At 75.0% G+C, this 10,813-nt stretch carries 10 protein-coding genes; 3 read left to right on the top strand and 7 right to left on the bottom strand.

The window, feature by feature from the left end; all coding sequences use genetic code 11:
* Nucleotides 1–2: 2 nt before the first annotated feature.
* On the bottom strand, nucleotides 3–1,253 hold the full coding sequence (locus EPD83_RS02800) for an MFS transporter (protein WP_128365501.1): 1,251 nt from the start codon (nucleotides 1,251–1,253) through the stop codon (nucleotides 3–5).
* A 305-nt stretch (nucleotides 1,254–1,558) separates the two neighbouring features.
* Here EPD83_RS02800 and rpsB point away from each other — a divergent pair, with 305 nt between their 5' ends.
* Entirely contained in the window at nucleotides 1,559–2,608 is a 1,050-nt protein-coding gene (gene rpsB, locus EPD83_RS02805) for a 30S ribosomal protein S2 (protein ID WP_128365500.1), read from the top strand.
* Between the two features lie 78 nt (nucleotides 2,609–2,686).
* A complete protein-coding gene (tsf, locus tag EPD83_RS02810) occupies nucleotides 2,687–3,523 on the top strand; it encodes a translation elongation factor Ts (protein ID WP_128365499.1) in 837 nt (278 codons plus the stop codon).
* A gap of 75 nt (nucleotides 3,524–3,598) precedes the next feature.
* On the opposite strand, the gene EPD83_RS02815 is transcribed toward tsf, so the two are convergent.
* Nucleotides 3,599–3,982 carry a nuclear transport factor 2 family protein gene (locus EPD83_RS02815; protein WP_128365498.1) on the bottom strand — a complete coding sequence of 128 codons (384 nt, stop codon included), beginning with the start codon at nucleotides 3,980–3,982 and terminating at the stop codon, nucleotides 3,599–3,601.
* An 83-nt stretch (nucleotides 3,983–4,065) separates the two neighbouring features.
* Between EPD83_RS02815 and EPD83_RS02820 the strand changes: the two genes are divergently transcribed.
* Nucleotides 4,066–4,263: a hypothetical protein gene (locus EPD83_RS02820; RefSeq protein WP_128365497.1), complete on the top strand. Its 198-nt coding sequence runs from the start codon at nucleotides 4,066–4,068 to the stop codon at nucleotides 4,261–4,263.
* 48 nt (nucleotides 4,264–4,311) lie between these two features.
* Here the strand turns inward: EPD83_RS02820 and EPD83_RS02825 are convergent, their stop codons facing one another.
* From EPD83_RS02825 to EPD83_RS02845, 5 genes are read right to left on the bottom strand one after another with little or no spacing between them, the layout of a single operon-like run.
* On the bottom strand, nucleotides 4,312–5,499 hold the full coding sequence (locus EPD83_RS02825; RefSeq protein WP_165566184.1) for an MFS transporter: 1,188 nt from the start codon (nucleotides 5,497–5,499) through the stop codon (nucleotides 4,312–4,314).
* A gap of 50 nt (nucleotides 5,500–5,549) precedes the next feature.
* Entirely contained in the window at nucleotides 5,550–6,185 is a 636-nt protein-coding gene (locus EPD83_RS02830) for a flavoprotein (RefSeq protein WP_128365495.1), read from the bottom strand.
* The gene (locus EPD83_RS02835) at nucleotides 6,182–7,453 is read right to left on the bottom strand and encodes an ABC transporter permease (protein ID WP_128365494.1); all 1,272 of its coding nucleotides are present in this window, start codon (nucleotides 7,451–7,453) and stop codon (nucleotides 6,182–6,184) included. Before EPD83_RS02835 ends, EPD83_RS02830 begins: the two co-directional genes overlap by 4 nt.
* Nucleotides 7,450–8,157 carry an ABC transporter ATP-binding protein gene (locus EPD83_RS02840; RefSeq protein ID WP_128365493.1) on the bottom strand — a complete coding sequence of 236 codons (708 nt, stop codon included), beginning with the start codon at nucleotides 8,155–8,157 and terminating at the stop codon, nucleotides 7,450–7,452. The genes EPD83_RS02835 and EPD83_RS02840 overlap by 4 nt, the downstream gene beginning before the upstream one ends.
* The gene (locus EPD83_RS02845) at nucleotides 8,102–10,771 is read right to left on the bottom strand and encodes a S41 family peptidase (RefSeq protein WP_128365492.1); all 2,670 of its coding nucleotides are present in this window, start codon (nucleotides 10,769–10,771) and stop codon (nucleotides 8,102–8,104) included. Before EPD83_RS02845 ends, EPD83_RS02840 begins: the two co-directional genes overlap by 56 nt.
* Nucleotides 10,772–10,813: the final 42 nt, after the last annotated feature.

Consider the following 10,813-nt stretch of genomic DNA (forward strand, 5'->3'; position numbering starts at 1 on the left):
GGCTAGGTGTCCTCGGCCCCCTCGTGCGCCGTGGCGTCGGCGTGCGCGATCAGGTCCAGCCGCCGCCACAGGACGACGAGGGTGGCGCCGGACCCCGCGAAGGCGAACCAGAACGGCGCCGCGGGGCCGAGGTGCTCGGCGAGGACCCCGCCGAGCAGCTGGCCGACGAGGAGCCCGCCGACGAGCCCGACCCAGTAGACGCTGCCGACCCGCCCCTGGTAGCGCTCGGGCGTCGCGCGCTGCCGCACCGCCGAGGACAGCGACCCCCAGACGAAGGCGTAGCCGCCGAAGACGACCATGATCCCGAGCGCGAGCACCCACACGGTCGTCAGGGCGAGGGCCAGGTGGGTGAGCACCTCGAGGGTCAGGCACGCCTTCATGAGCGCGCCGAGCGGGACGCGTCGCTCCAGCCGGTCGTAGCCGAGCACGCCGGCCACGCCCCCCACGGCGGCGGCCGAGGTGAGCAGCCCGTACCCCACGGCGTCGACCCCGAGCCGCTCCTGCGCCCAGTACACGAGCACCCCCCACGGCGCGCCCCACGTGACGTTGAAGAGCAGGATGACGACGGTGAGCGTGCGGACCGAGGCGTTGTGGCGCATCCACCGCAGGCCGTCGACGACGTCCCGGCCGACGTGCTGCACCGGGCCGTCGCGCTCGACGGCGGGCAGGCGGATGCGGGCGAAGAGGACCACCGACAGGAGCAGGACGGCGGCCTGCACCCCGAAGGGCACGGCGCGGCCGAGGGCGAAGAGGGACGCCCCCACCGCCGGCCCCACGAGCTGGTTGGCCACGAGGAAGCCCGACATCATCCGGGCGTTCGCGATCCCGAGGTCGGCCGGCGGCACGACCATCGGGGTCACGGCCCGCCAGGCGCTGTCGGCGAAAACCTCCGCGACGCCGAGGAGGAGCAGCACGAGGAGCAGGACGCCGATCGACACGAGGCCGGTGACGACGGAGGCGACGAGGACCACGAGGACGAGCACCCGGGCGAGGTTCGCCGCGAGGACCACCCGGCGGCGGTCGACCCGGTCCGCGACGGCGCCCGCGTAGAGGCCGAGGACGAGGGCCGGGGCCTGCTGCACCATCGCCGCGGCCGCGATGAGGACGGGGGAGCGGGTCTGGGACGCGACGAGCAACGGCCCGGCCGCGAGGGCGACGCCGTCCCCGACCTGCGCGACCCACGACGACGAGAGCTGCCACCGGAACGCGGTCCCCAGGCGCGGCGGCACGACGACGTCCAGGAGCCTCCCCACGAGGATGGGACGCTACCCCGACGGCCGCCCGCGGCCGAGCGGATTTCCGCTGCGGACCGCTCGCCCCGTATCCTGTCCGATGGCCTCCGTGCGTCCGCGCACGGGGACCGACATTTCGCGCGTCACCCTCCGGCGACGAGGTCTCCTCGGACCCGGGGCGCACCACGGCAGTGACGGACACCGGCCCCCGGGCCGTCGTCCGTCCGGGGTGCGTCGCGACGCCAGGCAGGTGGGTCCACCCCGTCACCGGGGCTCGGACACCACCGACGCAACTGACAACCGCACCCACACCAAGGAGAACGACGATGGCCGTCGTCACCATGCGCCAGCTCCTCGAGAGCGGCGTCCACTTCGGGCACCAGACCCGTCGCTGGAACCCGAAGATGAAGCGCTTCATCATGACCGAGCGCAACGGGATCTACATCATCGACCTGCAGCAGTCGGTGACGTACATCAACAACGCGTTCGAGTTCGTCCGCGAGACCGTCGCCCACGGCGGCACGGTCCTCTTCGTCGGCACCAAGCGCCAGGCCCAGGAGCCCATCGCCGAGCAGGCGACCCGGGTGGGCATGCCGTACGTCAACCACCGCTGGCTCGGTGGCATGCTCACGAACTTCCAGACGATCTCCAAGCGCCTCACGCGCCTCAAGGAGCTCGAGGAGATCGACTTCGACGACGTGGCCGGCAGCGGTCGCACGAAGAAGGAGCTCCTCATGATGAAGCGGGAGAAGGACAAGCTCGAGAAGACGCTCGGCGGCATCCGCTCCATGAGCAAGGTGCCCTCGGCGGTGTGGATCGTCGACACCAAGAAGGAGCACCTGGCCGTCGACGAGGCCCGCAAGCTCGGCCTGCCCGTCATCGCCATCCTCGACACCAACTGCGACCCCGACGAGGTCGACTACAAGATCCCCGGCAACGACGACGCGATCCGCTCGGTCACCCTCCTGACCCGGGTCATCGCCGACGCCGCCGCCGAGGGCCTCATCGCCCGCTCCGGGGGCCGCTCGGCCGGCGGTGAGCAGGCCGAGACCGAGGAGCCGCTGGCCGAGTGGGAGCGCGAGCTGCTCTCCGGCGAGGCCGAGCAGTCCGCCGAGCAGGTCGCCCCGATGGCCGGCGAGACCGCCGCCGCGTCCGCGCCGGAGGCCGAGCCGGCCGCCGACGCCGCCCCGGCCGAGGACGTCGCCGCCGCTGCGGAGGAGACCCCCGCCGAGGCGCAGGAGGCGGAGGTGGCCGCCGACCAGGGCGGGTCCACCGAGGCCGGCGACACCGCCGAGGCCACCGACACCGCCGACGCCACCGACACCGCCGACGCCACCGAGGCGGAGACCGCCGGGGCCGGGGCCGAGCAGGCCTGACCTCCACCGCGGGTGGCGGGCCCCTCGGCCCGCCGTCCGCGCTGCCCATCCACCACCGAACGAGCGAGATAGGAACCCATGGCGAACTACACCGCCGCTGACATCAAGGCGCTCCGGGAGAAGACCGGGGCCGGGATGATGGACGTCAAGAAGGCGCTCGACGAGGCCGACGGCGACAGCGCGAAGGCCGAGGAGATCCTGCGGGTCAAGGGCCAGAAGGGCGTGACCAAGCGCGAGGGACGCACGACGTCCAACGGGCTCGTCACGGCCGAGGCCGGGGCCGGCGCGGGGACCCTCGTCGAGGTGCTCTGCGAGACCGACTTCGTCGCCAAGGGCGAGAAGTTCGGCGCGCTCGCCGACCAGGTGCTCGCCCAGGCCGTCGCGACCAAGGCCGGCGACGCCGACGCGCTGCTCGGCTCGACGCTCTCGGACGGCAAGACCGTCCAGCAGCTGCTCGACGAGGCCAACGCGAGCATCGGCGAGAAGATCGAGATCAAGCGGGTCGCCCGCCTCGAGGGCGAGCACGTCGTCTCCTACCTGCACAAGACGAGCCCCGACCTGCCCGCGCAGATCGGCGTCCTCGTCTCGACCACCGGCGGCGACGACGTCGTGGCCCGGGACGTCGCGATGCACGTCGCGGCGTTCAGCCCCAAGGTCCTCACCCGCGACGAGATCGACGCCGAGACCGTCGAGAACGAGCGCCGGGTCGCCGAGGCCACGGCCAAGGAGGAGGGCAAGCCCGAGGCCGCCCTCCCGCGGATCGTCGAGGGCCGGGTCAACGGGTTCTTCAAGGAGCAGGTGCTGCTGGAGCAGCCCTTCGCCAAGGAGCCGAAGAAGACGGTCGCCACGGTCCTCGACGAGGCCGGCGCCGAGGCCACCGGCTTCGCGCGCTTCCGCGTCGGCGCCGACGCCTGACCGCGGGCGCGCCCGCGAGGGCGCACCGCCGAGAGGCCCCCACCGGATCCGGTGGGGGCCTCTCGCCGTCCCGGCTCAGTCCTGCAGCTCGGAGAGGTGCGCGCGGCCCGCCGGCCGCTCGTACGGCGCGGGCCACCAGTCCTCGACCGCGACGATCCGGCCCTCGGCGTCCATGCGGAAGAGGCACAGGCCCGTCATCTCCTCGCCGCCGACCGTGAACGTCGTCCGGCTCATCGCGCCCTCCTCGTCGCCGAGCACCCGGTCGATGTCCAGGTGCCAGTCGCCGGGGTACTCGCGGTTGAACCGGAGGTAGGCGTCGAGCCCCCGCACCACCTCACGGGTCTGCGGGCAGCGGTAGACGACGTCGGGGGAGAGGGTCGCCGCGAACGACTCCCAGTCGCGTGCCTCGGCGGCCGCCCAGTACCGGCGGACGGTCTCGCAGTGCTGGTCGCTGCTCATGCTCGGCACGCTAGTCCGGAGGACCGACACGCCCACCCCGGGCCACGGCGCCGTGCGACGATGGTCCCACGGAGGTGGTCCCCATGGCGCGACCCGACGGGCAGCGGGCACAGGCAGCCGACCGGAGCGAGCTCGAACGGCGGGTGCACGTCGACCTGCCGCGGCTGCGCCCCGAGGACCTCACGACGTCCCAGGCGAGCCGGCCCGCGCGCGACCCGTTCGGCGGGCGCGACCCCGAGACCGAGTTCATGCTGCGCCAGGCCGGCGCCTTCTGGCCCTGAGCGGGCCGGGGACGAGAGCGCCGGGACCCCGGCCGCCCCGACGCGACGTCACGCTCCGCGACGCCGGGTCCCGACCCCCACGGTCGCCGTCAGGGCCACCGCGACGGCCGCGAAAGCCACGAGCACACGGTGGTCGAGCGCCGTCACCACCGCGGCGGTCAGGGCGACCATGACCGTCTGCGGCACGTTGACGACGAGCATCGTGGCGGCGGCGACCCGGCCCTGGAGATGACCGGGGGTCAGCCGCTGCCGCAGCGTGACGAACGCGACCATCATCCAGGTCACCGCCCAGCCGGCGAGGGCGAGCCCCACCAGGCCGGTCACGAGGTGCTCGACGAGCAGCAGGGCGATCCCCGTCGCCATGACCACCAGCCCGAGACGGCACACCCGCGCCTCGCCGAGGCGGGAGGTGACCCGGCCGGCGGTGAGGGCCCCGCACGCCGCGCCGACGCCGTTCGCGGCGACGAGCACGCCGAGCGTCCCCGGCGGGCTGTCGAGGCCCTGCTCCACGAACGGGAAGATCGCGACCTGGACGGTGCCGGTGGCACCGAGCCCGACCGCGAGGGTCAGGGTGAGGGTGCGCAGGGCGGGCACCGAGCGCAGGTGCCGGAAGCCGGCCACGGCCTGGACGAGCCACCGCTCGCCGGACACCGGGCGCACGCCGCTCGTCGGGGGCCGCCCGCGCAGGAGCAGCGCCCCCGCCAGGACGAAGCCGGCCGCGGCCACCACCGCGACCACGTGGGGCCCGAGGACGACGTAGGCCCCCGTCGCGACGAGGGGGACCACCAGGCGTGCCCCCTGGTCGATCCCGGCCAGCAGCCCGTTGCCCCGCGCCAGGAGGGCGTCGGGGAGGAGGTCACGGACGAGCCCGGACTGGGCCGCCGCCCCGAGCTGGGCGGCCCCGGCGTAGACGACGGTGACGACGTAGATCCACCCCACCCATCCGGGCCCGTCGACGAGCAGGAGCGTGGCGACGACGACGCCGGCGACGAGGTTGGACCAGCCGAGGACCGATCGCCGGGGCCACCGGTCGGCGAGGCCCGCGAGCAGCGGCGAGAAGAGCGTCGCGGCGCCGAGCAGGGCGAAGGTGAGGGCGGCGGCGCCGTCGTTCCCGGTGAGCTCCTTGACCCAGATGGCGAGGACGAGCAGCAGGGCGCTGTCGGCCAGGTTGGCGAGGACCCACGAGACCGTGAGGCGCCCGAAACCCGGCGTGCGCCACCAACGGCGGCCCTCCACCGGCCGGTGACGGTCCTCGACGTCGCTCCCCTCCCGGGGGTGCGCCGTGCTCACCCCGGCGCCGCACCCGCGGCGAGGGCGTCGCCGGACGCCACCGACCGGGCGCGCACGCTGCGGGCCAGCGCCAGGAGCACGGTGTGGATCGGGGCGGGGGACCCCGGCTCGACGGTGCGCGAGCTCGCCGACCGGCCCTCGACGGAGTCCAGGACGACTCTCCCGCCGTCACGGAGCCGCTCGACGTTCGCGAGGTGGATCGGTGAGGTGGCCACCACCGGCGAGACCGCGGGGACGACGACCACGGGGCAGCGGGCGTTCTGGACGACGGTGAGGGCGAAGGTGTCCGCCAGACCCATGGCCAGCTTGGCGACGGTGTTCCCGCTGGCGGGGAGGACGAGCAGCCCGTCGGCCCAGTCGGCGAGGTCGCGGTGCGGGACCGGCAGGGCGTCGTCGGCGGGCCAGTCCGGACCGAGCAGGCGACCGCCCGTGGCCGCTCGCAGCGTCGTCGGGGTGACGAAGCGCAGCGCGTTCGGCGTGACGACGACCCTGACCTCGACGCCCGGGTACCAGGCCCGCACCGTCTCGACCCAGCCCGGCAGCAGGGACACCGACAGCGCCCCGGTGCCGACGACGAGCAGGTGGCCCCGCGGCAGGTGCAGGTCGGCCGGCCGGAGCCCGACGGAGCTCATCGGTTCTCCCGCAGGGCGTCCATGGGATCCATCCGCGCCGCGCGGAGAGCCGGCGGCAGGGCGGCGACGAGCGCGGCGACCGTGACGCCGAGCACGATGGCCACGAGGCTCGTGGCGTCGAAGGCGAAGAGCTCCAGACCCGGCAGGTCGAGCCCGGCGAGGTCGAGGGCCATCGGACCGAGCAGTCGCCCGGCCAGCACCCCGAGCGCCACGGCGACGACGCTGCCGATGACGCCCAGCAGCGCGGCCTCCAGGGCCACCGAGGAGAAGACGCGACGACGCCCCATCCCGAGGGCGCGGAACATCCCGATCTGCCGCGTGCGCTCCTGGATCGACATCATCAGCGTGTTGACGATCCCGAACATGGCCGCGACGATCGCGACCCCCGCGAGCAGGTTGAGCAGCAGCAGGATGCCGTTCACGATGGACTTGTAGTCCCCGACCGTCTGCTCGGCGGTGGCGGTGGCGTAGCCCTGCGCGGCGACGTCCCGGCTGATCCGGTCCGGGTCCTCGCCGGTCACCAGGACGCTGGAGTACCACTGCGCGTCGTCCTCGGCCGAGCCCGCCCACGAGGCGTCCTGCAGCGCGTCGTCGAGGACCTGGTTGCCGAAGGGCAGGTTCCCGCCGATGAGCGACTTCTCCTGCACCCCGACCACCGTCCCGGGCACGGTGCGCACCTCGCCGTCCTGCCCGAGCACACCGATCTCGACCGTCCGGCCGACGGCGTCCTGCGCGCTCGCGAAGCCGAGGGGCCGGGTGGCGTACGACGGGACGATCAGCTGGGCCTGGTCGGTGTCGTCGCGCAGCTGGTCGCCGGCGACGAGGTTGGCCGTCTTGCCCGGCCAGTAGCCGTTGTAGACGAACCGGTAGCGCTGGCCGCCGTCGTGGGAGTAGTAGAGGGCGCTCACCTGGCGGTTCGCCGAGTACTCGTCGTCCGGTCCGAGGGCCGAGGTGATCCGCTGCAGGTCCTCCTCGCCGAGGATGCCGGAGCCGACGTCCATGCCGCGCGCGGTGTCCATGTCGTCGCGGTAGACCTCCATCCGCTCGTTGAGGAAGGACATGACGCTCGTCCCGGTGACCTGGACGGTCCGGCTCGCCCCGACCGCGCGGGTCTGGGAGTCGATGTAGGTGTTGATGCCCGTGCCGAGGCCGCTCGTGACGGTGAAGGTGAAGGCGCCGATGGCGATGGCGACGATGGTGAGGAAGGCCCGCAGCGGACGGCGGAAGGTGTTCCGGCCCGCCGACCTGAGCAGGTCGCGGGGGGTCATCGGACCGGCTCCGTCGCCGCCGGGTCGTCCGGGGCGAGCTCGCCGTCGACGATGGTCACCCGTCGCCCACAGCGCCGCGCCAGGTCGGTGCTGTGCGTGATGAGCACGAGGGTGATGCCGTCGTCCCGGTTGAGCTCGAAGAGCAGGTCGGCGACGGTGGCACCGTTCTCGACGTCGAGGGCGCCGGTCGGTTCGTCGGCGAAGATCACCCGCGGCCGGTTCGCGAGGGCCCGTGCCATGGCCACCCGCTGCCGCTGCCCGCCGGAGAGGTTCGCCGCGTTCTCGTCGGCCCGGTCGGCCAGGCCGAGCCGGTCGAGGACCTCCAGGGCACGCTCGCGCCGCTCCTTGGCCGGGACCTTGGCGATCATCATCGGCAGCGCCACGTTCTCCAGGACGCTGGCCCGCTCCTCCAGGTGGAACTGCTGGAAGACGAAGCCGAACTCCCGGTTGCGCATCCGGTCCTGGTCCCGGGTGCTCATGGTGTCGACGGGTTCGCCCTCGTAGCGGACCCGGCCGCCGTCGGGACGGTCCAGCGCACCGAGCAGGTGCAGGAGCGTCGACTTGCCGGACCCGCTCCGGCCCACGATCGCGAGGGAGTCCCCCGTGCGGGCCGAGAGCGAGACCCCCTTCAGGGCGCGGAACCGGTTCTCACCCGATCCGTAGACCTTCTCGAGGTCCTCGGCCTCCAGCTGTGGCGCGTTCATGGGTGCCTCCTTCGTCGGGTGCTGACGCAGCGGGTTCGGGGTGTCGGTGGGCGCCGTCGGGGGTGGCGGGCGGCGGCAGGGGCAGCAGGTCGAGCAGGGCGTCGTCGTGGGCGGGTCCCGCCGCGAGGTCCTGCTCGCTCCGGCGGTCGGGGTCGAGCCCGCGGTTCTCCAGACCGAGCGATCGGCTGGTGCCCAGGCGGTACTGCGGCAGGACCAGCGACCGGCCGTCGCCGAGCGACCATCGCCGATGGAAGCCGGTGCCCGCCCCGGCGGTCCGTCGGCCGAGGACGAGGACGCGGGGGTGGCCGGCCAGGGCCGCCGCGAGGTGCTCGCCGCCGGACCCGGTGTGCTGGTCGACGAGGACGTCGACGTAGCGCGGGCCGCGCAGCAGGGCGTGCTCGCCGGTCCCCGGGGGGCGGGCCACGGCGTCGCGGGTCAGGAGGTGCAGCAGGAGGGCCGCCAGGTGGTCCGCGAACGGCCCTCCGCGGTTGTACCTGAGGTCGAGCACGAGCGGCTCGTCCCCGCGCCAGGACCGGCACAGGGCCTCGACGGCACGCAGGCCGGCGGCGGCCACGTCGGGGACGGCGAGGTAGCGCGCCCGCCCGTGGAGCCGGCCCGCGGCTCGGGCGCGCGCCTCGTCCACTCTCGAGGGGCACGGCGACGGTCCGGCGACGGAGCCGGGGGCGGACGCGGCAGTCGACGTGAGGAGGGCTGCGTGCGAGGACCCGAGGTCGCGCAGCGCGCTGCGCAGGGCGGTGTCGAGCTCGTCGTCGCCGACGCAGCGGGCGGCCCAGCGCAGGAGGTCGAGCGAGCGGTCCAGGAACGCCGCGCCCTCGGCCCTGGGGAGCGACCGGCCGGCGAGCAGGTCCAGGCAGCGGCGCATCGTCCGCTCGGCCCGGTCCGGCGGAGCGGGCACGTCGGTCGCGGCGGGCAGGTCCGGCGACGCTCGGTGCCGGGCCCGGGCCTCCCTCGGCCTGGGAGAGCCGGCCGCCCCGACGCCCGGCACCGGGACGAGGCCTGAGCGCTCGCGCACCCAGCACCCGGAGTCGTCCGTGACGACCTCGCGCACGTCGTGGAGCCCGCGGGCCAGCACCTGCACCGGAGGCGCCCCGGTCCTGCCGGCCTGCGCGCGCAGGACCGCGTGGGGGTCGACCGCGCACAGCACGCTGGGCTCGCGGACGGGCGCCGCGCTGCCGGTGAGCGGGCTCACCGGGGTGGAGACGAAGAGCAGCCGGTCGTCGGCCGCGAACACCGGCAGCCGGACGCCGGCCCCCGGCACGGTCACCGTCGCGCCCTCTCCCGAGGACGTCCGGGCGACCCGCAGGACGGCGCCGGCCAGCTCGGTCTCCTCCGTCCACGCGACGACGGAGCCGTCGGCCCTCACCACGGGCGCTCCCCGCCGGTGGGCCGGGCGCGCCTCGAGGCCCCGGACCGGGCCGGTCCGCGGAACCCACACGACCCCGTCCGCGGCGCTCGCCAGCACGACGCCGGTGGCGGCCACGGCCGCGTCGTCGGCCTGGAAGACGACGGCTGCGTCGGGCAGGGCGCGGGGACGGACGGTGGCGGTGGCCGGCTCGACCTCGAGGACGGCGGTGGCACCGCCGACCCGGACCACGGCCGTGAGCGCGCCGTCGCCGGTCCAGTCGGCGTGGGTCACCCACCCGTGCTCGGCGGGCAGTGCCCACACGTCGTCGTCAGTGGTCACGACGAGCCGTCCTGCGCCCACGCGGGCCACGGCCGGCGCCCACGGGCTGCGCGTCGTGGCCTCCGCCGTCCAGGGGCGCGGGCCACCGGCCGGTGCGGTCGCGGCGGCCCCACCGGGGCCGCGGACCTCCAGGACCGCGTCGTCGGCCGGCCGCAGGGTGAGGACGTCGCCGGACACGCCGACGACGAGCCGGTCGCGGCCGCGGCGCAGCGAGGTGACGCGGCCGCGCCGCGCAAGGTGGTGACGGCGGACGGGACCGCCCCCGACCGGGACCGAGTACAGGTCCAGGGGGCCGTCGGGGTCGTCGAGCACGAAGACCCGGCCCCCGAGGAGGCAGGCGTCGGCGGGGTTGCCCCAGGGGTGGGGGTCCGGGGTCCATCGGCCGCCGTCGTCGCGGAGCAGCCGGCGGCGGCTGCCGCCGCGCCACCCGCGCACGTGGGCCGGGTGGACCCCTGCCGTGACCGCGACCCGGTGGCCTGCGGAGTCCTCGTCGAGGGCGCTGAGATGGGAGAGGGCGGAGGGGTGCAGGTCGTGCGGGCCGTGGACGTCGAGCTCGACGAGGGTGACGGGCGCATCGTCACCGTCCTCCTCGGGGACGCCCAGGACGACGGTGCCGCGGCCGCGCCAGGTCAGTGGCACGGGACGGAGCGACCCGGACCAGGCCACGACGGGCTCGGCGTCGGGCCCGGCGAGGACGCGGATCTCCGTCGTGCCGTCGACCTCGACGACGGCGACGCAGCCGTCGCCGTCGGGGTCGCCCAGCAGGTGCCGGACCCGGCCGCCGCCGACGTCGAGGCGGGCCGGGTCGCCGGTGCCGAAGGGCACGCACCACGCCTCGCCGGCGCAGAGGTACAGCACGTGCTCGCCGGCCATCGACGGGCTGCTCACGGCGGCGGTGGGTGTGGACACGCTGTCCTCCTTTCCGAAGGGGCATGGGTCGGCGGGTGGTCG

This window comes from Phycicoccus flavus (assembly GCF_004025965.2).
Lineage (GTDB): Bacteria > Actinomycetota > Actinomycetes > Actinomycetales > Dermatophilaceae > Phycicoccus > Phycicoccus flavus.

Bases quoted from the DNA above. Each gene is read 5' to 3' on its own strand.
- EPD83_RS02830 (WP_128365495.1), bottom strand. From the start codon at position 6,185: ATGAGCTCCGTCGGGCTCCGGCCGGCCGACCTGCACCTGCCGCGGGGC.
- EPD83_RS02820 (WP_128365497.1), top strand. From the start codon at position 4,066: ATGGCGCGACCCGACGGGCAGCGGGCACAGGCAGCCGACCGGAGCGAG.
- EPD83_RS02815 (WP_128365498.1), bottom strand. From the start codon at position 3,982: ATGAGCAGCGACCAGCACTGCGAGACCGTCCGCCGGTACTGGGCGGCC.
- EPD83_RS02835 (WP_128365494.1), bottom strand. From the start codon at position 7,453: ATGACCCCCCGCGACCTGCTCAGGTCGGCGGGCCGGAACACCTTCCGC.
- tsf (WP_128365499.1), top strand. From the start codon at position 2,687: ATGGCGAACTACACCGCCGCTGACATCAAGGCGCTCCGGGAGAAGACC.
- EPD83_RS02840 (WP_128365493.1), bottom strand. From the start codon at position 8,157: ATGAACGCGCCACAGCTGGAGGCCGAGGACCTCGAGAAGGTCTACGGA.
- rpsB (WP_128365500.1), top strand. From the start codon at position 1,559: ATGGCCGTCGTCACCATGCGCCAGCTCCTCGAGAGCGGCGTCCACTTC.